14 protein-coding genes are annotated in these 20,660 nt (G+C 70.0%); 5 read left to right on the plus strand and 9 right to left on the minus strand.

The window, feature by feature from the left end:
* Positions 1-280 precede the first annotated feature (280 nt).
* The 6 genes from MMB17_RS23120 to MMB17_RS23145 all read right to left on the minus strand — a co-directional run bounded on the left by MMB17_RS23120 (position 281) and on the right by MMB17_RS23145 (position 9,658).
* Positions 281-1,969, minus strand: coding sequence for a methyl-accepting chemotaxis protein (locus MMB17_RS23120; RefSeq protein WP_241100419.1), 1,689 nt, complete (start codon positions 1,967-1,969; stop codon positions 281-283).
* Between the two features lie 129 nt (positions 1,970-2,098).
* Positions 2,099-4,762, minus strand: a complete 2,664-nt coding sequence (locus tag MMB17_RS23125) for a DNA translocase FtsK (RefSeq protein WP_241100420.1) — start codon at positions 4,760-4,762, stop codon at positions 2,099-2,101.
* A 166-nt stretch (positions 4,763-4,928) separates the two neighbouring features.
* Positions 4,929-6,200, minus strand: coding sequence for an outer membrane beta-barrel protein (locus MMB17_RS23130; protein ID WP_238314835.1), 1,272 nt, complete (start codon positions 6,198-6,200; stop codon positions 4,929-4,931).
* A 353-nt stretch (positions 6,201-6,553) separates the two neighbouring features.
* The gene (locus MMB17_RS23135) at positions 6,554-8,056 is read right to left on the minus strand and encodes an ammonium transporter (RefSeq protein WP_241100421.1); all 1,503 of its coding nucleotides are present in this window, start codon (positions 8,054-8,056) and stop codon (positions 6,554-6,556) included.
* A gap of 91 nt (positions 8,057-8,147) precedes the next feature.
* Positions 8,148-8,486: a P-II family nitrogen regulator gene (locus MMB17_RS23140; protein WP_238314831.1), complete on the minus strand. Its 339-nt coding sequence runs from the start codon at positions 8,484-8,486 to the stop codon at positions 8,148-8,150.
* Positions 8,487-8,764: 278 nt separating this feature from the next.
* Complete coding sequence (locus MMB17_RS23145; RefSeq protein ID WP_238314829.1) at positions 8,765-9,658, minus strand: acyl-CoA thioesterase; 894 nt, start codon at positions 9,656-9,658, stop codon at positions 8,765-8,767.
* Between the two features lie 136 nt (positions 9,659-9,794).
* On the opposite strand from MMB17_RS23145, the gene MMB17_RS23150 reads away from it, so the two are divergent.
* Together MMB17_RS23150 and MMB17_RS23155 are read left to right on the plus strand one after the other, a co-directional pair.
* The gene (locus MMB17_RS23150; protein ID WP_420847298.1) at positions 9,795-11,069 is read left to right on the plus strand and encodes an FAD-dependent monooxygenase; all 1,275 of its coding nucleotides are present in this window, start codon (positions 9,795-9,797) and stop codon (positions 11,067-11,069) included.
* Positions 11,070-11,214: 145 nt separating this feature from the next.
* On the plus strand, positions 11,215-11,748 hold the full coding sequence (locus MMB17_RS23155; protein WP_238314825.1) for a Dps family protein: 534 nt from the start codon (positions 11,215-11,217) through the stop codon (positions 11,746-11,748).
* Between the two features lie 144 nt (positions 11,749-11,892).
* Here MMB17_RS23155 and MMB17_RS23160 read toward each other — a convergent pair whose 3' ends face one another.
* Entirely contained in the window at positions 11,893-14,592 is a 2,700-nt protein-coding gene (locus MMB17_RS23160) for a bifunctional acetate--CoA ligase family protein/GNAT family N-acetyltransferase (RefSeq protein ID WP_241100423.1), read from the minus strand.
* A gap of 237 nt (positions 14,593-14,829) precedes the next feature.
* Between MMB17_RS23160 and MMB17_RS23165 the strand changes: the two genes are divergently transcribed.
* From MMB17_RS23165 to MMB17_RS23175, 3 genes are all read left to right on the plus strand, one after another.
* The gene (locus tag MMB17_RS23165; RefSeq protein ID WP_241100424.1) at positions 14,830-15,471 is read left to right on the plus strand and encodes a class II aldolase/adducin family protein; all 642 of its coding nucleotides are present in this window, start codon (positions 14,830-14,832) and stop codon (positions 15,469-15,471) included.
* A 356-nt stretch (positions 15,472-15,827) separates the two neighbouring features.
* Positions 15,828-16,313, plus strand: a complete 486-nt coding sequence (locus MMB17_RS23170; RefSeq protein WP_238314806.1) for a Ros/MucR family transcriptional regulator — start codon at positions 15,828-15,830, stop codon at positions 16,311-16,313.
* A gap of 391 nt (positions 16,314-16,704) precedes the next feature.
* On the plus strand, positions 16,705-17,481 hold the full coding sequence (locus MMB17_RS23175; protein WP_241100425.1) for a restriction endonuclease: 777 nt from the start codon (positions 16,705-16,707) through the stop codon (positions 17,479-17,481).
* 6 nt (positions 17,482-17,487) lie between these two features.
* Here MMB17_RS23175 and zwf read toward each other — a convergent pair whose 3' ends face one another.
* Positions 17,488-19,050: a glucose-6-phosphate dehydrogenase gene (gene zwf / locus MMB17_RS23180; protein ID WP_241100426.1), complete on the minus strand. Its 1,563-nt coding sequence runs from the start codon at positions 19,048-19,050 to the stop codon at positions 17,488-17,490.
* Between the two features lie 92 nt (positions 19,051-19,142).
* Positions 19,143-20,606: an efflux transporter outer membrane subunit gene (locus MMB17_RS23185; RefSeq protein WP_241102276.1), complete on the minus strand. Its 1,464-nt coding sequence runs from the start codon at positions 20,604-20,606 to the stop codon at positions 19,143-19,145.
* Between the last annotated feature and the right edge of the window lie 54 nt (positions 20,607-20,660).

A 20,660-nucleotide genomic window follows, 5' to 3' on the forward strand; every position in this document is an offset into this window, starting at 1 on the left:
GTGTCGTCCCACGATGTCCAGGCGTCCTGTCGGAGAAGCCGGAGACAGCGCGACGCAAAGACGGTCTGGGCTGGAAGGCTCGGGCCACGGGACGCCGGGGAGCCGCTGGCTTCCCACAAGCTTGTCGCGTGGCTCCGGGGCGTCCCCTCCCCCTTCGTGAGCGCTCTCGGGCCATGCTCCCAGCGGGCGCCCTGCGGGGCCGGCGGCGTGTGCGGATCGAAACCCTGCGCGGCTTTCGGATCTCGGGCGAGCCCGAGATCCATCGGAAGGATATCCTACCTCAGGCGGCGCGCACGGTGGCCAGGAAGTGGGCGACCTCGGACGAGAGGCGCTCGGACTGGCGCGAGAGCTCGGAGGCGGCGCCCAGCACCTGGTTGGCCGCCGCGCCCGTCTCTTCCGCCGCGTTCGCCACCCCGGTGATGTTGGTCGTCACCTCGGCCGTGCCGGTCGAGGCCTGGGCCACGTTGCGCACGATCTCCTGCGTGGCCGCGCCCTGCTGCTCCACCGCCGCGGCGATCGAGGTCGCCACTCCGCTGATCTCGCGGATCCGGTCGGCGATGCCGCCGATCGCCGCCACCGCCTGGTCGGTCGAGCCCTGGATTCGGCCGATCTGGGCCGAGATCTCGTCGGTGGCCCGGGCGGTCTGGCTGGCGAGCTCCTTGACCTCGGCGGCGACCACCGCGAAGCCGCGCCCCGCTTCGCCGGCCCGGGCCGCCTCGATGGTGGCGTTCAGCGCCAGCAGGTTGGTCTGGCCGGCGATGGTCGAGATCAGGCCGACCACGTCGCCGATCCGGGCGGCGGCGTCCGAGAGCTCGCGCACCAGGGCCGCCGTCTGGTCGGCCTGGCCGACCGCGGCCTGGGCCAGAGCCGCCGAGCCGTCGACCTGACGGCCGATCTCCTGCACCGAGGAGCCGAGCTCTTCGGCCGCCGCGGCCACCGTGTTGACGTTGGCCGCCGCCTCCTCCGCCGCCGCCGCGACGCTGGAGGACTGGCCCGCGGTCTGGGTCGCGGTCGCCGTCATCGCCTGGGCGGTCGCCTGAAGCTGCGTCGCCGCCGACGAGACCTGCCCGACGATGCCCCCCACCGCCGCCTCGAACCCCGCCGCCATGGCCTGCATCCCGGCCTTGCGCTGCGCCTCTGCACCCGCCCGCGCCAGCGCCGTCTCCTCTTCAAGGGCCTTCATTCGGATCAGGCGCGTCTTGAACACCTGGACCGCGTCGGCGATCCGCCCGATCTCCGTGCGCGCGCCCTGATGCGGGATCTGGACCGAGAGGTCGTCGGCGGCGAGCGCCGTCATCGGCGTCACGACCGCCCCGATGCCCCGGCCGATGCCGCGGATGAGAAGGCCCGCCAGCGCCAGGGACAGGGCCAGGGCGCCGAGGCTCGTCCCGACGATCAGCGTGCGGGTCTGCGTGTAGATGGCGCGGCTCTCGGTCTCGGCGCTGGCGGCACCGGCATCGTTGAGCGCGATGATCTTTTCCAGCGCCAGGGACGCGCGCCGCCGTGGCGGCACGCCCTCGGCCTCGTAGAGGGCCAGCGCCTTTGCCTTCTCGCCGGCGCGCGACAGGACGAGAATCGGCTCGGCCGCCTTGGTGAAGGCCTGCCAGTCCTGCATGAAGGCCTGGTAGAAGCCGCGTTCTTCCGGAGAGCTGATCAGAAGCTCGTAGTCCTTCGCCGCGCGATCGATCTTCTGCCCCCGCTCGGCGAGGTCCTTGTCGACGACCGCCATGGTCTTCGGGTCGCTGCTGAGGATGTGGCGCAGGAGGCTCGTGGTGTAGCGCCCGGTCAGGGCATCGATCTCACCGGCCTTCTTGATGCTCGGCAGCCAATTCGCCTCGATCTCGACGAGGGCGCCGTCGATCCGCGTGGCGCCGTAGAGGCCTGTCAGGCCGACCGCGCCGAGGAACAGGAGCAGGATCGAGAACGCCCCGATCAGCTTGCTGCGAATGGAAAAATCACGAGTCGGCACGGTTTCCCCTCCGCGAAGATGTGTGCATCCCTTCGCCGAGAGGGAATTTTGTGTGTTTCGGATTAATTCCGCGTTGCCGCTCGTGCGAGGCGACGCGGCATTGTTTCGCCCTGGCGCGGTCCCGGCTGTTCAGTAATCCTGGCCGCCTTCGGTCTCGACCAGGATCTCGCGCTTGCCGGCATGGTTGGCCGAGCCGACGAGACCTTCGGTTTCCATGCGCTCCATCAGCGAGGCGGCGCGGTTGTAGCCGATCTGCAGGCGGCGCTGGATGTAGGAGGTCGAGGCCTTCTTGTCCCGCAGCACCACCGCCACGGCCTGCTCGTAGAGGTCGCCCCCCTCCCCACCGAAATTGCCGGCATCGAAGACCGGGCCCTCCTCGCCGGCAGCGCCGCCACCGGCCGGGATCTCGCCCTCCTCCGCGGTGACGGCCTCGAGATAGGCGGGCCGGCCCTGGCGCTTGAGATGGGCGACGACGCTCTCGACCTCGGCATCCGAGCAGAACGGTCCGTGCACGCGGGTGGTGCGGCCGCCGCCGGCCATGAACAGCATGTCGCCCTGACCGAGCAGCTGCTCGGCGCCCATCTCGCCCAGGATCGTGCGGCTGTCGATCTTGCTGGTGACCTGGAAGCTGATCCGCGTCGGGAAGTTGGCCTTGATCGTGCCGGTGATCACGTCGACCGAGGGACGCTGCGTGGCCATGATCAGGTGGATGCCGGCCGCGCGCGCCATCTGCGCCAGCCGCTGGATCGCGCCCTCGATGTCCTTGCCCGCCACCATCATCAGGTCGGCCATCTCGTCGACCACGATCACGATGTAGGGCAGCGGGTTGAGGTCCATGACCTCGTCCTCGTAGACCGCCTCGCCGGTGTTGCGGTCGAAGCCGGTCTGGACGGTGCGGGTCAGCGTCTCGCCGCGCTCGCGCGCCTCCACCAGACGGGCATTGTAGCCGTCGATGTTGCGCACGCTGATCTTGGCCATTTTCTTGTAGCGCTCCTCCATCTCGCGCACGGCCCATTTGAGGGCGATGACCGCCTTCTTGGGGTCGGTGACGACGGGGGAGAGCAGGTGCGGGATGCCGTCGTAGACGGAGAGCTCCAGCATCTTGGGATCGACCATGATCAGGCGGCACTCCTCGGGCTTGAGCCGGTAGAGGAGCGAGAGGATCATGGTGTTGATGGCGACCGACTTGCCGGATCCGGTGGTGCCGGCGACGAGCAGGTGGGGCATGCGGGCAAGGTCGGCGATGATCGGCTCGCCGCCGATGTTCTTGCCGAGGCACAGAGCGAGCTTGTGCTTGGTCTCGACGAAATCCTCGGAGGCCAGCAATTCCCGCAGGAAGACGGTCTCGCGCTTGGCGTTGGGCAGTTCGATGCCGATGGCGTTCCGCCCCGGCACCACGGCGACGCGGGCGGAGACGGCGGACATCGAGCGGGCGATGTCGTCGGCGAGCGAGATCACGCGGCTGGATTTGGTGCCGGGGGCGGGTTCGAGCTCGTAGAGGGTGACGACGGGGCCGGGCCGCACGGCCAGGATATCCCCGCGCACGCCGAAATCCTGCAGCGTCGCTTCCAGCATGGTCGCGTTCTGCTCCAGGGCGTCGGTCGAGATCTCCGAGCCCGGAAGCGGCGGCCGGGGGAGTGCCAGAAGCTCCAGGGCGGGATGGCGATAGGCGGTCTCGCCCGGCTGAGGCGCGAAGCCCTGCCCGGGTCGCGGACGCGCCGGAGGGGCCGGGGGCACCGGCGCCGAGACGCGGGTGCGGTTCGACGGGGGCTCTTCCCCGTCCATCGCGTCGAGATCGTCTTCGAGTTCGCGGATTACGGGGGGGGCGGGGCGGCGCGGCTTCGAATCCGAGCGGACCGGGCGCGGCGACGCGTCGGCTGCCTCGGCCTCGTCGAAAACAGGCTCGCGCCGCATGGCGGGAGCGGTGCCGAAGCGCTCTTGGGCCTGGTCCGCCCATGGAGGGGCCTCCTCTTCGGAGAAGGCGCGTCTCGCCGCGAGGGCGGGCGAGGCGCCGGCATAGGCCGCCGCGGTCTCCTCCCGCTGCATACGCCAAGCCTCGATCCGATCCCGGAGATGGGAGCGGCCGCTCATGACGGCCTGTGCCAGGGCTCCCAGGGACAGCAGCCCCAGCCCCGGCTCGCCCGCGTCGTCGCGCTCGGACGGGCCGGTCCGGCGCTCCCGGACAGGGGCGCGGCGTGGCGCGACCGGCTCGTCCTCCCACTGATCCTCCTCCATCTGACCCGCGGTCCGGCAGGCGCCCGTCAGGCAGAGGATCGAGAGGGCCGCGAAGACGAAGCCGGCCAGCGCCGCGGCGGGCCCGGCGACGAATTGCACCGCGGACATCAGCGCGTCGCCTGCGACGCCGCCGAGACCGGTCGGCAACGGCCAGCGCGCGGTCGGCGGCAGGGCGCTGGCGGTCGCGCTGGCGCAGAGAAATCCCATGATCCACAGCGTCAGGCGCAGGCCGCCCTGGGGCAGCCGGTGCTCGCGCATGAGTCGCATGCCCCACAGGGCGGGCGGCAGCACCAGTGCGATCGAGCCGAGGCCGAGCAGCTGCATCGCCAGATCGGCCACGACGGCGCCCGGCCGGCCGAGCACGTTGTGGGCCGCGTGGTCGGTGGCGTGGTTCAGGCTCGGGTCGTCGATCGACCAGGTCGCAAGCGCGACGGTGGTCGCCACGGCTCCCGTGAAGAGCACAAGGCCGCCGCACTCCGTCAGCCGCTTGGCCATGAACGGCCGGAAGCTGTCGACGAACGTCTCGAAGGGCGACGCGGAACGGCGGAGGGAACGCATGCGGAACCGGACGCGGGGACAACGCTCCGGTAACGCTAACCCCGCCGGGTTAACGGTGGGCTAAGCATAGATCGCCGGTTGCTCCGAGCCGGCGCGCACACGCGAAACGAAAGAGGCCCCGGATCGCTCCGGGGCCTCTCGACGACGATGACAGAGACGGAGGACGTCAGAAGGTGAAGCCGGTCTCGATCAGGTAGCGCTCCTGCGACTTCTTGAGGCCATTGCGGCCGAAGCCGGAGCCGACGCCCAGGGTGGCATCGGTCGCGACGTCGAAAGCCTGCACGGTCGCGAACTCGCCGCGGAGGAAGTAGCGATCCCAGGTGAAGGTCGGGGTGATCGTGAAGGAGAAGGCCGAGCTGCCCGGTCCGAACAGCACGTTGGTCGCGGTCGTGCCGGCGAAGTCGCCCTTGGTGCCCGATTGCGCGATGTATTCAAGCCGGCCGGCCAGGGCGAAATTGTCGGTGAACGAGTAGCCAGCGAGCAGGGCGCCGCCCCAGGTCTCGGCGCCGCGGAGCGGGACGAAGTAATTGTCCTTCCGGTCGACCGAAGTGTACTGGAAGTAGGGCGAGACGATCCAGGGGCCGTTCGCGTAGGTGTAGTTCACGCTGATGATGCTGCTGTTCTGCAGCGAGTTGATCGTCGCGAACTGGAAGCGCGCGCTGCGGGTCGAGGCATCGAAGTCGCTGAAATGCGTGCCGCCGTTGATGCCGATCGTGTTGGAGTCGTCGATCTTGTAGGTGATGAGACCGGTGACCCAGTTCAGCTCGCCGGAGTAGAAGCCGTCCACGACCGCAAGCGAGGCCGCCCACGGGCCGCTGGCATAGTTCACCTGCACGCCGTGATTGATGAAGTTCTCCTGGTTGAACACCAGACCGCGGGAGATGTTGAGGTTCTGGTAGGAGAACAGCAGCTCGGTGCCGATGTTGGTGAACATACGGCCGGCCTGGATCGACCACTCGTCGTTGATCTGCCACTTGCCGTAGGCGACCGGGACCGGGCCGAACAGCAGGTCCGTCTGCTCGAAGGAGCTGTAGAGCGGCAGGCCCAGCGCCGGGATCGAGTAGAGGCCGGTATGCACGTAGAACTGGAGCGGACCATCCGCCTTCTGCACCCAAGCCTGCAGGTTGCTGAAGTCGACACGTCCGTAACGGTCCTGCTCGCCGCCGGGCGAAGGAATACCGAACGCGTTGGTCTGGTAATAGGCGAAGCCGGTTACCGCGCCGCCGACATAGATGTCGCCGAGACCCGTAGTGAAACAGGCCGGGTTCGGGTTGGCCTTGATCAGACCGCCGAAGGCCGGGGTCGAGATCGCTGCTTTGCAGTGTTCTTCGACCACAACCGGCGTGGACTTGGCCGGAAGATCGGCGGCGAAGGCGGGAACGGTAGAGATGAAGGCGAGTGCGGCTACGCTAGCCTGCAACTTCAGTTTAACGGTCATTTCGAGCTCAGCCCCAGTCTTCTTGATAGGACCAACGTGCCGAAGCCGGCTTGGCATCGCAAAATGAAGTTTCAGGCAATTGCACAGTTTTTGGGCATTTACGGCTTAGCTTGAATCGAGGCTATCGGGGTGTTGCCGAGAGGGCACGCCTCGACGGGCCGCCCGGACTCCTCCTGAGATTTTCTTATTCCTGTCGATAAATTCGGTCGCCGGTGGTTCGGAGGCTTCATGCGGGTGTCGCCGTCTTCCCCATCGAATCGATACAAGCTTTCGAGCCTGCACGGCTCTGCGACATATGGAAAAGCCCCGGCGGGAACCGCCGGGGCCTCGGATCTCGCAAGTGGAGGCGTGGATCAGTAGTTGTAGGCGCGCTCGCCGTGATCGGCGATGTCGAGGCCCTCGCGTTCCTCTTCCTGCGTGACGCGCAGGCCGATCGTCCAGTCGACGAGCTTGTAGAGGATCGCCGAGCCGACACCCGACCACAGCAGCGTGAAGCCCACGGCCTTGGCCTGGATGATCAGCTGGGCGGTCATGTCATAGGCGCCGAGGACGAGCTCGCCGGGCTTCGTGGTGTAGTCCGGGATGCCCGCGCCGCCGAGGGCCGGATCGACGAGGATGCCGGTGGCCAGCGCGCCGATGATGCCGCCGATGCAGTGCACGCCGAACACGTCGAGGGAGTCGTCGTAGCCGAGCGCGTTCTTCACGGTGGAGCACATCACGAAGCAGACCGCACCGGCGACGAGACCGAGGACGATCGAGCCCATCGGGCCGGCGAAGCCGGCGGCGGGGGTGACGGCGACCAGGCCGGCGATGGCACCCGACAGCATGCCGAGGAGCGACGGCTTGCCCTTCGCGACCCACTCCACGAACAGCCAGGAGACCGCCGCGGCCGCCGTGGCGACGAAGGTGTTGATCATGGCGATGGCGGTGGTGCCGTTGGCCTCGAGGTTGGAGCCGGCGTTGAAGCCGAACCAGCCGACCCAGAGCAGCGAGGCGCCGATCATGGTCATGGTCAGCGAATGCGGGGCGAGCAGGTCACGGCCGTAGCCGATGCGCTTGCCGAGGATCAGGCAGCCGACGAAGCCCGCGATGCCCGCGTTGATGTGCACCACGGTGCCGCCGGCGAAGTCGAGCGCGCCCCACTTGAAGAGCATGCCGGCATCCGCCAGCACGGCGTCGTAATCGGCCTGGGCGGCCGCCTTGTCGGTCGCGGCGGCGAGCTTGCGCGCGGCGTCGGCGAAGATGTCCGGACCGCCCCAGTACCAGACCATGTGGGCCATCGGGAAATAGATGAACGTGACCCACAGGATCGAGAACACGACGAGCGCCGAGAACTTCATGCGCTCGGCGAAGGCGCCGACGATGAGGCCCGGGGTGATCATCGCGAACGTCATCTGGAAGCAGATGTAGACGTATTCGGGAATGACCACGCCGTTCGAGAAGGTGGCCGCGACCGTGGTGCCGTCGACGCCCTTCAGGAAGGCCTTGGAGAAGCCGCCGACGAAGTCGTTGAGGCCGCCGCCGTTCGTGAAGGCGAGGCTGTAGCCGTAGAACACCCACAGCAGGCAGACGATCGAGGCGATGGCGAAGACCTGGGTCAGCACCGAGAGCATGTTCTTGGTGCGAACGAGGCCGCCGTAGAACAGGGCGAGGCCCGGCACGGTCATCATCAGAACGAGCACGGAGGACAGGAGCATCCAGGCGGTGTCGCCCTTGTTCGGCACGGGCGTCGCGGCGGCGGCAGCGGCCGGTGCGGCGGCTTCCGGAGCCGGCGTCTGCGCGAGGGACGGCTCGACCAGGAGAAGGCCGAGCGCGGCGCCTCCCAGTCCGAGCGCGAGAAGGTGGCGAAGTTTCATGGACACGGGACTCCCGATCGCGATGCGATGCTGACTTGGAGGATGAAGGGAAGGTTGCGGCGTGCCGGCGTCGCGGCGGCCACGGGCGGCCTCAGAGGGCGTCGGCGTCGGTCTCGCCGGTGCGGATGCGGACGGCCTTCTCGAGCGGCAGCACGAAGATCTTGCCATCACCGATCTGGCCGGTGCGGGCGGCGCCGGCGATCGTGTCGATCACGCTGGTGACGAGGTCGGCCGAGACGGCGACTTCGATCTTCAGCTTCGGCAGGAAGCTCACGGCATACTCGGCGCCCCGGTAGATCTCGGTGTGACCCTTCTGGCGGCCGTAACCCTTCACCTCGGTCACGGTCAGGCCGTGCACGCCGATCCCGGTGAGGGCGTCACGGACCTCCTCCAATTTGAACGGCTTGATTATCGCCATCACGATTTTCATGGGCTGCGCCCCTTGTTGTGCGTTCGCCGCCGGGCTCCCCTGAAACGCCGCGTTTGCAGCAGCCCCGGTCCGGCGGTTCCGCAAGGATCGGAATGACCCTGCGACCGTGCGGCCTCATTCAATCTCTATGCCAGACGGAACCTTTGGTCCGGCCGCTTCAATGCTCACAAAGCGAACGCAAAATGCTTATCCGGCAGGCAGAAGCTTGGCTTCTGGTGCGCATTATAGCGGCACTGTGCGCGATTTTGCGCCCATATGAGCAAAACGGGGCTCGGCGATTACGAAATCGTGAACGGTGCGGCGGGCGTCGGCGCCAGCCGCGGCCTGATCAGGCCCTCCTGGGCGACGGAGGCGACCAGACGGCCAGCCCGATCGTACAGCGTCCCGCGGGCGAAGCCGCGTCCGCCGGCGGCGCTCGGGCTGTCCTGGACATAGAGCAGCCAGTCGTCCGCCCGGAACGGGCGATGGAACCAGAGCGCGTGATCGAGGCTCGCCGACTGGATGTCGGCATCGAAGACCGTGCGCCCATGGGCGATCAGGGTGGCGTCGAGCAGCGTCATGTCCGAGGCATAGGCCAGCACGGCGCGGTGCACGGCAGGATCGTCGGGAAGCGGCCCGTCCGCCTTCAGCCAGACGTGGAAGCGTGGCGCGCGCGGGGTGCGGTCGCGGTAGCGCTCCACCTCGACGGGGCGCAGGGCGATCGGCCAGGTCTTGGTGAAATAGGCGAGCACGGCCGGGGGCAGGATCGCGTCGCTCCCCGTCATGGCCTCGCGGGCATCCGGCAGATCGTCGGGCCCCGGGATATCGGCGATGGGAAAGGCATGCTCGAAGCCCTCCTCCGCCGCGTGGAAGGAGACGGACATCGCGAAGATCGCCCGCTCGCCCTGCAGGGCCTTGACCCGGCGCGTCGTGAAGCTGCCGCCGTCGCGGATACGCTCGACCTCGTAGTCGATCGGCACCTTCGGATCGCCGCCGAGGAGGAAATAGGCGTGGAGCGAATGCGGGGGGCGGCTCTCAGGCACTGTGCGCGTCGCCGCGACGAGGGCCTGCGCCACGACCTGGCCGCCGAAGACGCGGGGCCAGCCGATCTTCGGGCTGACGCCGCGATAGAGGTCGGTGCCCCGCGGCTCGAGATCGAGGAGGGCGATGAGGTCGCTGATGGCGCCCGGCATGGAATCCGTTGCTGGCTCGTGGATCGATGCGGACACACATACCGGTTCGGAGGCGGATCGGCATGTGCGTCCGGCATGGCCGGGTGAGCGCGATTGCCGCGAGGCCTTCGGAGTGCCAGTTGAGGCGGATGGAGCGATGCGGGCGAGGAGCAGGCGGGTGAGCGGAACGGACACGCGCGCGGGGGCTCGCAGGATCGTGGTGGCGGGCGGGGGCATCGCCGGGCTGACCTTCGCCCTGGCCTTGAAGCGGGCGCATGGGGCGGGCATCGACGTCGTCGTTTGCGATCAGGCGCTTGGCGAGGGGGCGGCGCGCCATCGCGGGCGGGCTTATGCGCTGGCGGCGGGGCCGCGGCGGATGCTGGCGCAGATCGGGATCTGGCCGGCGATCGCGGCGGGGGCGCAGCCGGTCCTCGACATGGCGATCAGCGACAGCCGGCTGGCCGATCCGGTGCGGCCGGTCTTCCTCACCTTCGGGGCCGAGCCGGGTGCGGACGGCCCCCTCGCCCATCTCGTCGAGGCGGAACCCTTGGTTGAGGCTCTCCTCGCGGCCTGCGAGGAGGCGGGCGTGGATCTGCGCGACGAGAGCGTGCGGAGCGCCCTCCCCGCCCCGAGCCGCATCGATGCCGAACTCTCTGGCGGGGAACGGCTTTCCGCCGCCCTCGTCGTGGCGGCGGACGGCGCCCGCTCGCGCCTGCGCGAGGCGGCCGGCATCGGCTGGGTCGGCCATCGCTACACGCAGAACGGGATCGTCGCGACGATCCGGCACGAGCGCGACCATGGCGGACGGGCCGTTCAGCACTTCCTGCCGGGGGGGCCTTTCGCGATTCTGCCGCTGCGGGACGATGCCGGAGGGCACCGCTCCTCGATCGTCTGGACGGAGCGCGCGGCGGAGGCGCCGGTGCTGCTAAGTGGTTCTGCCGACGAGGTTTTGTCGGAGATCGAGCGGCGCTTCACCCTCCAGCTCGGGCGGCTCTCCCTGGAGGCCGGGCCGCGGGTCTTCCCTCTCTCGGTCGGGATGGCCCGGACGTTCCGGGCCAAGCGCTTGGCATTGCTGGGAGATTCGGCCCACGTGATCCATCCGATCGCCGGCCAGGGGCTCAATCTGGGGCTCGCCGGCGCCGCCGCCCTGGCCGAGGCCGCGACGGAGGCGCTGCGGCTCGGGATGGATCCCGGAAGCGACGACGTGACAAGGACTTACGAGCAGGCCCGGCGCTTCCCCGTGCTCGCCATGGTCGCCGCCACGGACGGCCTGAACCGGCTCTTCTCCAACGACGTGACCCCCGTCCGGCTTGCCCGCGACTTCGGACTCGGCCTCGTGAACGCCTCTAAGCGCCTGACGCGCGGCTTCGAGGCCAAAGCCTCGCACCTCGAAGCGGCTGGAGCCCGCCTGCTGCGCGGCGAGCCGCTCTAGGAAAAACGCCGCACCCGCGCTCCACAGAGCCCTGGCATGCGGCCCGGAACATTCGCGGCTCCCGTTCATTCTGCCGGAGCGAGCGTGGCACGAACGCGAAGCGCCACGCATCCCTGGATTTCGAGGACCTGCGAAGGAGCCGATCATGGCCAAGGCCAAGCCGAACCTGCGCGTCGCCAGCGACCGCCTCAACACCCCGACCGACCTGAACCCCGAGGACGTGAAGAAGATCGCCGAGGGCCTCACCGTCCTGCTCTCGGACCTCTTCGCCCTCTACGTGAAGACCAAGAACTTCCACTGGCATGTCAGCGGCCCGAACTTCCGCGACTACCACCTGCTCCTCGACGAGCAGAGCCAGCAGATCTTCGCGATCATCGATGCGGTCGGCGAGCGCGCCCGCAAGATCGGCGGCACCACCCTGCGCTCCCTCGGCCAGGCGAGCCAGCTCGCCCGCGTCGCCGACAACGACGCCGATTACGTGAGCCCGCTCGACATGCTCAAGGAGCTGCGGGACGACAACAAGACGCTCACCGCCAACATGCGCGAGCTGCACGGCATCACCGACGACGCCAAGGACGTCTCCACCACCTCCCTGCTCGAGGAGTGGATCGACCAGTCCGAGGAGCGCACCTGGTTCCTCTACGAGGCCACCCGCGACGCGAGCCAGGGCGGCCACTGAGCCAAGTTTCGTCCGGATAGCGAAAGAACCCCGCGTCGCAGGATGCGGGGTTTTTCTTTGGCGATCCGACCGTTCGCAGATACGGCGTGCTGTGTCCGTCTGAACGCGGACGACCTCAGAGGCGGCCGTTCCGTCGAATGACGTCTACGGGCCGTCGAGCGTCAGGCTCACCTTGATCAGCCCCGGATCCTCCCGGTCGGGCTTGGCCTCGAAACCGAGGCGGCGGCAGACGGCGAGCATGGCGCGGTTCTCGGCGAGGATGGTGCCCTCGATCCGGGCGATGCCCTCGGCCCGGGCCCAGTCGATCATCAGGCGCATCAGGGCGTAGCCGAGCCCCGTGCCCTTGAGGTCGGAGCGCACCAGGATCGCGTATTCGCCGCTCTCGTGGTTGGCATCCGCGTGCAGGCGCACGGCGCCGAGCATGCGGGCGGCGTCGTCGGCCACGTCCTCGGCCAGGGCCACGAAGGCGATGGCGCGGGCATAGTCGAGCTGGGTCAGGCGGGCGAGGAAGGCGTGGCTGAAGTCGCGCACGGGGGCGAAGAAGCGCAAGCGCACATCCTCCGGGTCCACCCGCTCGAAGAAGGCGCGGAACAGGCCCTCGTCCTCCGGGCGCACCGGCCGCACGGCGATGGGCCGCCCCTTCAGGGTCAGGCTGCGCTCCCAGGCCTTGGGATAGGGCCGGATGGCGAGCCGGTTGCGGGCGGCGCCCTTGCGCTCCGGCAGGGGGCCGATCCGCACCCGGGCGTCGAGCCCGAGCACGCCGTTCTCGCCGGCGAGCAGGGGGTTGATGTCGAGCTCGCGCACCTGCGGCAGATCGACGGCGAGCTGGGCGATCTTCACCAGCGTCAGGGCGAGGGTCGCCCGGTCGGCCGCGGCGACGTCCCGGTAGGCGGCGAGCCGCCGGGAGACGCGGGTGCGGTCGATCAGGTCGGCGGCGAGCCGCAGGTCGAGGGGCGGCAGGGCGAGCGCCCGGTCGTCGATCACCTCCACCGCCGTGCCGCCGCGGCCGAACACCACCACGGGGCCGAAGGTCGGATCCTCGGCCAGCCCCACGATCAGCTCGCGCCGCCCGCCGCGGCGGATCATCGGCTGCACGGCGAAGCCCGTGACCCGGGCATCCGGCCTGAGCTTGCGCACCCGCGCCAGCATGCGGGCGGCGGCCTCGCGGATATCGGCCTCCGAGGTGAGGCCGAGGCGCACGCCGCCGACATCCGACTTGTGGACCACGTCGGGCGAGACGAGCTTGAGCGCCACCGCCTCGCCGCGGGCGATCATCGGCCAGGCCACGTCGGCGGCGGTCTCGCCGTCCGGGGCCAGGGTGTGGGGCACCATCGGGATGCGGTAGGCCTCCAGCAGGCCGATCACCGCATCGGGATCGAGCCAGTTCTGGCCGTTGGAGAGCGCCCGGTCGACGATGGCGCGGGCCGCGTCCGTGTCCGGCGAAAAGCCCTTGGGCAGCGAATCGGGGGTGCGGGCGAGGTCGTCCTGCGCCTCGCGGTAGCGCACCAGATGCAGGAAGCCGTCGACGGCGTCCGCATCGGTGGCGAAGAGCGGGATCCGGGCCTTGGCATAGATCGCCGCCGCCTCCGGATCCTCCCCCACCGACACGGCGAAGACCGGCTTCTTGCGCCCGGCCCCGGCCCGGGCCTGCTCCACCGCCTTGGCCACGGTCTCGGCCACCGCCTTCGGGGCGGCGCGGGCGGTGGGGACGTGCAGGGCGAGCAGGGCGTCGTTGTCCCGGCTCGCGAGGAGCGGGCCGAGGGCGGCGGCGTAATCGGCGGGGCCGGCATCGACGCCGATGTCGAGGGGGTTCTCGGACTGGCCGTGGCGCACGCCTTCGAGGCGCTGGCGCAGCTCCGGCGGGACCGGGGCCGCATGCCCGCCCCGCTCGGCGAGATGGTCGGCGGCGAGCGCCCCGATGCCGCGGCCGTTCGACAGGATCATCAGGCGCGAACCCGGGAAGGGACGGACCCGGCCCAGGGCCTCCAGGGCGGAGAACATCGCGTCGAGGCTGTCGACGGCGAGCAGACCCGCCCGGCGGAAGGCGGCGTCGTAGACCGCCGAGGGCTTGGCCAGGGCCGCGGTGTGGGTCTCCGGCGTGCGGGCATGGGCCTCGTGCCGGCCGGTGCGCAGGACCACCACCGGCTTGGCGCGGGCGGCGGCCCGGGCCGCGGACAGGAATTTGCGCGGATCGGCGATCTGGTGGAGCGAGAGCAGGATCGCCCGCGTGTGGATGTCGGCTGCGAAGTGGTCGAGGCAGTCGGCCACGTCCACGTCCACCGAGCGGCCGAGGGTGACGATGGCCGAGAAGCCGACCCCCCGGCGGGAGGCCCATTCGGCGATGGCCGAGGCGACGGTGCCCGATTGCGAGATCAGGGCCACGTCCCCGGGCTTCGGGGTGCGGGCGAGCAGCGTCGCGTTGAGGTTGCGGCTCGGCACGCTCACGCCCACCGAATCCGGGCCGAGCAGGCGCATCGACTGGGCGCGGGCGGCCCGGCGCGCCGCGGCCACGGGCGCGGCCTCGCCGTAGCCGAGATGGGCCGACAGGATCACGGCGGCGGCGGCCCCCGCCTCGCCCGCCTCGGCCACGATGCCGGGCACCGTCTCCGGCGGGGTCGCGATCAGCACGAGATCCGGGGGTGCGGGCAGGTCGGCGAGCCGGGCGTGGCAGGGAATGCCGTCGACCAGGGCGTGGCGGGGATTGACCGGCATCACCGCCCCGGTGAAGCCGCCGGCCTTCAGCGAATCCATCACGGCGCGCCCGACCGAATCGGGACGGTCCCCCGCGCCCACCACGGCGATGCGCTCGGGCGCCAGCATCGCGGCGAAGCGATAGGTGCTCACGGGCGGGCTCGCATGCCGGTCCCCGTTGCCGGTTCCCGTCGATCGGCGCGGAACGCGCCGCGCGTCCCCGCTCCGCGCAAGCGGGGAGAGGGGCTGCGCACGAAACCGAAGCGATCAACCGGAAACGGTGTCATGGCCGGGTTCTATAGCGCGGGGAACCGTCCCGGACACCGGGCCCGCACCTTGAAAGCGTCTCTCCCCGGGCGCATGAGAACCTGAAAAGGGGGAAACGGTACGATGGACGACCAAGCGGCGCGGAGCGCCATCGTCGCGGCGATGCGCCGGATGCTGGCCGAGGGCCTCAGCCAGGGGACCAGCGGCAACATCTCCGTGCGCTTCGGCGACGGGCTCCTGATCACGCCCTCCGGCATCCCGGCGGAGCAGCTGGAGCCGGAGGACATCGTCGCGCTCGATGCCGAGGGCGGCTTCGCGCACCGGCTCAAGCCCTCCTCCGAATGGCGCTTCCACCGGGACATCCTGGCGGCGCGGCCCGAGATCGGCGCGGTGGTGCATGCCCATCCGCCCCACGCCACCGCCTTCGCGATCTGCCACAGGGAGATCCCCGCGGCGCATTACATGATCGCCGCCGCCGGCGGCCCGACGATCCGCTGCGCGCCCTACGCCCCCTACGGCACCGAGGCGCTCTCCCGCCTCGCCGTGGAGGCCCTCGACGACCGCCTCGCCTGCCTGCTCGGCAATCACGGCCTGATCGCCATCGGCCCCAGCCTCGACCGCGCCTTCTGGATCGCGACCGAGGTCGAGGCCTTGGCGCATCAGTACAGCCTCGCATTGCGGATCGGCACGCCGGTTCTTCTCGACGACGATGAGATCGCGCGCACGGTCATCCGGTTCAAAGGCTACGGGCTGCAAAGCAAGTAGCGAATCTCCGAATTTCATTGCCAGTGTGGAGGGTTGGTCAAATCCGGTGACGGCACGATGGGCCCTGTATCGTGGTGCGGGTGCCGTATGATGAATATTGCGCAGTCCGCACCGCGAAAGCTGAGGCGACCGGCCCGTGCTTTGCATGCGGGAGGGCCGTGCCCACAGGACTGCGTGCCCGGCGCAATTTCAGTCCACGAATTTCTTATCATGTGTGTTTGACTGGGGCTTGCGCAAAAATGAGTGGCGCACTATTTATGCAGTGACACGCCGGCTTTCGCTATAGGCTCGCTCGCACCGCGATCGACCATTTATGCCAGATTTTCCGACCGGGCCGGCGGCAGGAACTTCAAGCAATGACATCCGACAACGAGTTTTCGCGGGATCAGGACATTCAGGACCATGTCGCCCTCGCGGGTGACATCGTGTCCGCCTTCGTCAGCAACAATTCGATCGCCGCGGCCGAGTTGCCCGGGTTGATCACCTCCGTGCACGCGATGCTGCGGCAACTGACCGAGCCGACGCCGCAATCGGCCTCCGTCGCGCTGACGCCCGCCGTGTCGGTGAAGCGTTCGATCACGCCCGACTTCCTGATCTGTCTGGAGGACGGCAAGAAGTTCAAATCGCTCAAGCGCCACCTGCGCACGCGCTACAACCTGACGCCGGAGGAGTATCGCGCGCGCTGGGGCCTGCCGCACGACTATCCGATGGTGGCGCCGAACTACGCGGCGGCCCGTTCGGAGCTCGCCAAGGCGACGGGCCTCGGCCAGCAGCGCCGGAAGAGCCGCGGCGGCGACAATGCGGAGAAGCCGGCCCGGCGCCGGGCCCGGGCGGGCGCCTGACACCGCATTGTCCACAGCCGATCCGCGGGATCGCACCCAGCTCTCCGAGACGTGACGGTCCCTCTTCCCGGCAGAGGGCAAGTCCTCCGCCGGAAGGGGCCGGACGACCTTCCTATCGCCGATGTCTTCCGGCGTCTCCGGCGAGGATACGCAAGGTCTCGGGTCGCCGTTTCACGTTCCGGTGAGGCGGCGGATCTTCGGCCGGTGCGTCCTGTTCCTGTCCACCGCCCCTCCGGTTCCTTCGGCAACTGACCGTTGTCCGGTTGAATCGCCGTCGGGCGGATGGGACGCGTGCCGTCGCCCGGCCTCCGTTAGAGAAGCGGCAAGCTCCGGCGCGGATTCTGCCGGCGGGGGGCATCCGGTCCCCGGTCGAGGGATCCGCGAAGGGGCGATGTCGAACGGTTCGGTCACGGCCCGGCGCCTGTTCTGGACCCTCGTGATCGGGGGCGGCGCCGCCTTCTGGTACGGGCGCCCCGCCCTGCTCGCGACCGCGGCCGCGATGGTCGCCATCGCCCTCCACCGCCTCGACCGGCCCCGCCGTTTCCGTGCCTGCATCCGCCGGATCGCGCGGCAGCACGCGGCGACCCTCGCCCTGCGCCGGCGCCAGGAGCGCTATGTCGACGCCTATGGCAACCTGATCGAGGACGGCTGGCTGCGGGAGCGGGACTACTTCGCCGAGCGCACCCTGGTCCCCGCCCTCGAGGAGCGGGGCTACGCCGCCCTGATCGACCGCAACTGGGACCGGCTGCTCGACACGATCGAGCGGGTCGCCGCCGGCCATCCCCTCCCCGAGGAGGAGGATCTGCCGGAGGACGGGATCGATTACGAGCGCTTCTGCATCGCCCGGCTCGTCCGGGCCGGCTGGAGCGCGCATCCGACCCCCGCGAGCGGCGACCAGGGCGCCGACATCGTGGCCGAGCGCGACGGCCTGCGCCTCGTGGTCCAGTGCAAGCGCTACGGCCGCGCGGTGGGCAACGCCGCGGTGCAGGAGGTGGCCGCCGCCGCGCGCTACTGGTCGGCGGATGCCGCCGCCGTGGTCTCGAATGCCGGCTTCACCCCCGCCGCCCGCCGCCTGGCCGCCGCGACGGGGGTGAAGCTGCTGCATCACGACGATTTGGGCGATCTCGCCCCCGAGGGCGGCGCCCTCAGGGGCGGGCAGCGCGCCTGAGGGCGCTCAATCGACCCTCAGCCAGCGCCGCCCGTCCGTTTCCAGCAGCTTGTCGGCGGCGTCGGGGCCCTGGCTGCCGGCTTCGTAGAGGTCGACCGGGGCGTCCTTCCAGGCCTGGATCAGGGGCTCCACCGCGGCCCAGCCGGCCTCGATGTTGTCGGCGCGCTGGAACAGGGTCGCGTCGCCGACCATGCAATCGTAGATCAGGGTCTCGTAGCCGACATTGGGCGCCTGCTCGAAGAAGTCGGCGTAGCGGAATTGGGTGGAGACGGTGCCGAGCCGCATCTGCGGCCCGGGCTCCTTCACGTTGAGCTGCGTGCTCATGCCGTGCTCGGGGTCGATGGAGAGCCGCATCACGTTGGGGGCGAGATGCGTCACCGGCGTCTCGTCGAAGAGGTGGAAGGGCGGCGGCCGGAAATGGATCGCGATCTCCGTGCGCCGCCCGCCCATCCGCTTGCCGGTGCGCAGGTAGAAGGGCACCCCGGCCCAGCGCCAGTTCTCGATCTCGAGCTTCAGGGCGACATAGGTCTCGGTGGTCGAATTCTTGTCGACATTCGGCTCGTCGCGATAGGCCGGCACGTCCCGCCCCTCGATGCGGCCCGCCGTGTATTGCCCGCGCACGGCGTGCTCTGGCGTCACCGGCCGCACCGCCTCGACCAGCTTGGCCTTCTCCGTGCGCACGGCCTCGGCCGCGAAGGAGTTCGGCGGCTCCATGGCGACCATGGAGAGGAGCTGGAACAGGTGGTTGGGCACCATGTCGCGCAGCGCCCCGGTGCCCTCGTAGAAGCTGCCCCGCCCCTCCACGCCGATGGTCTCGGCGGCGGTGATCTGGACGTGGTCGATGTATTCCCGCCGCCAGACCGGCTCCAGCATGCCGTTGCCGAAGCGCAGGGCCATGATGCTCTGGACCGTCTCCTTCCCGAGGAAATGGTCGATCCGGTAGAACTGGCTCTCGTCGGCCTGCTTGAGGATGCGCGCGTTGAGCGCCCGGGCGGAGGCGAGGTCCGAGCCGAAGGGCTTTTCGATGACCACGCGGCGGAAGGCGTCCTCGCCCTGCTCCAGCAGCCCCGCCTTGCCGAGCCCGTCGACGATCGGGCCGAAGAAGCGGGCGGCGACGGCCAGGTAGAACACCGCGTTGCCGCTGATCTTCTCCGCGAGGCCCGTGAAGGTGGCCGCGTCCTCGAAGTCGCCCTGGTGGTAGCGCAGGCGCTCCCGCACGAAGCCCCATTGCGCCGCGTCGATCGCGTCCACGTGGAACTCGGCGGAGGCGTCCTTCGTGAAGGACTGCATCGTGTCGCTCAGCGTCTCGCGCCACCCGTCGTCGGTATTGGCGTTGTGGTCGACGCCGAGGATCGCGAGCTTGTCGGAGAGCAGGCCGCCGCCGGCGAGGTTGTAGAGGGCCGGCATCAGCAGGCGCTTGGTCAGGTCGCCGCCCGCGCCGAAGATCACCAGGGTGCAGGGAGGCGCCGGGGTGAAGCCCGCCCGGCTGGTCTTCTGCGGCGGGGCGCCGTCCGGGAGGGCGCCTCCGTGGCGGAGCGTCTCGTGCGGGGAATTGCCGTTCTCGGCCATCGTCGGGCAACCCGGTCTCTCGCCGCAGCGCGGCAACGGCGGATCAACCGGCTTGCGGCGCGGCCGTTCCGGCCACGCTGCTTCGTGAGGACCTACTCGTCCGTGCGCATCGCGGTGCCGCGGTCGATCGGCAGGCGCTCGGCCTTCAGCTCCTCGCCCGTGGGCAGGCTGCGGGCGTCCCAGCCGCCGCCCAGGGCCCGGATCAGGTCGACGGCGGTGGTGAAGCGGCTGAGCCTGATCTGCAGGGCCGTGACCTCGTTGTTGATCAGCAGCGACTGGGCCGTGACCACGGTGGTGTAGTTCTGGGTGCCGGCCCGGTACTCGTTGAGGGCGATCTCGACCGCGCGCCGGGCGGAGGCGACCGCCTCCTCCTGCTTGCCGATCTGCCGGGCGAGGATGCGCACGCCGGCCAGGTCGTTCTCCACCTCCCCGAAGGCGGTGAGCACGGTCTGGCGGTAATTGGCCACCGCCGCGTCGTAGGCGGCGCGGGCGGCGTCGAGCGCCGCCGTGCGGGCGCCGCCGTCGAACAGGGTCTCGCTGCCGGCGGCGGCCACCGACCAGACCTGGTTGGTCGCGGAGAAGAGGCCGTTGCTGGTGGCCCCGGAGATGCCGCCGGAGGCCGAGAGGGTGACGGTGGGGTAGAAGGCCGCCACCGCGACGCCGATCTGCTCGCTCTGCGCCTGGACCAGCCGCTCCGCCTGGGCGATGTCGGGGCGGCGCTCCAGCAGCTCGGAAGGGATGCCGACCGGCACGCTCGGGGGCGTCTGGGCGAGCTTGCCCCGGGGGATGCTCACCTCGGAGGGTGGCCGGCCGACCAGTAGGGCGATGGCGTGCTCGAAGGTCGCCCGCTGCAGGTCGACGGCGATGGCGGAGGCCTCCGTGGTCTGGAGCTGCGTCTGCGCGGTGATGACGTCGGAGCGGGCGGCGACGCCGGCATTGTACTGGTTCTCGGCGATGGCGAGGCTGCGCCTGAAGCCCTCGATGTTCTCCTGGAGCACCGCCTTCAGGGATTCCTGGTAGCGCAGCTGCAGGTAGTTGGTGGCGAGCTCCGCCTGGATGCCGAGGCGGACCAGAGCGAGATCGGCCGCGCTGGCCTGGGCGCTCGCCACCTCGCCCTCCAGCTGGCGGCGCAGGCGGCCGAACAGGTCGAGCTCCCAGCTCGCCTGGCCCTGCAGGGAGACCGTGGTGCGCTCGGAGCCGAGGGAGCGCGAGCGGGTGATCGACGGCGCGCCGAGCACGGTGGGGAACAGGGCGGCCCGGGCCGAGGCGACCAGCGCCCGCGCCTGGGCGTAGTTCGACACGGCGGCGCGCAGGGTCTGGTTGTCGACATCGACCGAGCGCATCAGCCGGTCGAGGGTCGGATCGCGGAACACGCGCCACCAGTCGCCGCGCTCGGCCCCGTCGTTGGGCCGAGAGGCGCGCCAGCCCTTGCGGCTCTGGACATAGGCGACGCTGTCCTCCCGCATCCCCCCCTGCTTGAAGCCCAGCGGCGTCTCGACGGAGGGCCGCACGTAATCCGGCCCGACCATGCAGCCGGCGGTGGAGAGGGACAGCATGAGGGCGAGGGCGAGGCGGGCCACCCTCCCCCTGTCGGCGATGGAACCGGTCAC

Source organism: Methylobacterium organophilum (assembly GCF_022533465.1).
GTDB lineage: Bacteria > Pseudomonadota > Alphaproteobacteria > Rhizobiales > Beijerinckiaceae > Methylobacterium > Methylobacterium organophilum.

Coding starts and splice junctions, on each gene's coding strand:
- MMB17_RS23125 (WP_241100420.1), bottom strand. CDS start 4,762: ATGCGTTCCCTCCGCCGTTCCGCGTCGCCCTTCGAGACGTTCGTCGAC.
- MMB17_RS23130 (WP_238314835.1), bottom strand. CDS start 6,200: ATGACCGTTAAACTGAAGTTGCAGGCTAGCGTAGCCGCACTCGCCTTC.
- MMB17_RS23135 (WP_241100421.1), bottom strand. CDS start 8,056: ATGAAACTTCGCCACCTTCTCGCGCTCGGACTGGGAGGCGCCGCGCTC.
- MMB17_RS23140 (WP_238314831.1), bottom strand. CDS start 8,486: ATGAAAATCGTGATGGCGATAATCAAGCCGTTCAAATTGGAGGAGGTC.
- MMB17_RS23145 (WP_238314829.1), bottom strand. CDS start 9,658: ATGCCGGGCGCCATCAGCGACCTCATCGCCCTCCTCGATCTCGAGCCG.
- MMB17_RS23150 (WP_420847298.1), top strand. CDS start 9,795: ATGCGGGCGAGGAGCAGGCGGGTGAGCGGAACGGACACGCGCGCGGGG.
- MMB17_RS23155 (WP_238314825.1), top strand. CDS start 11,215: ATGGCCAAGGCCAAGCCGAACCTGCGCGTCGCCAGCGACCGCCTCAAC.
- MMB17_RS23165 (WP_241100424.1), top strand. CDS start 14,830: ATGGACGACCAAGCGGCGCGGAGCGCCATCGTCGCGGCGATGCGCCGG.
- MMB17_RS23170 (WP_238314806.1), top strand. CDS start 15,828: ATGACATCCGACAACGAGTTTTCGCGGGATCAGGACATTCAGGACCAT.
- MMB17_RS23175 (WP_241100425.1), top strand. CDS start 16,705: ATGTCGAACGGTTCGGTCACGGCCCGGCGCCTGTTCTGGACCCTCGTG.
- zwf (WP_241100426.1), bottom strand. CDS start 19,050: ATGGCCGAGAACGGCAATTCCCCGCACGAGACGCTCCGCCACGGAGGC.
- MMB17_RS23185 (WP_241102276.1), bottom strand. CDS start 20,606: ATGCTGTCCCTCTCCACCGCCGGCTGCATGGTCGGGCCGGATTACGTG.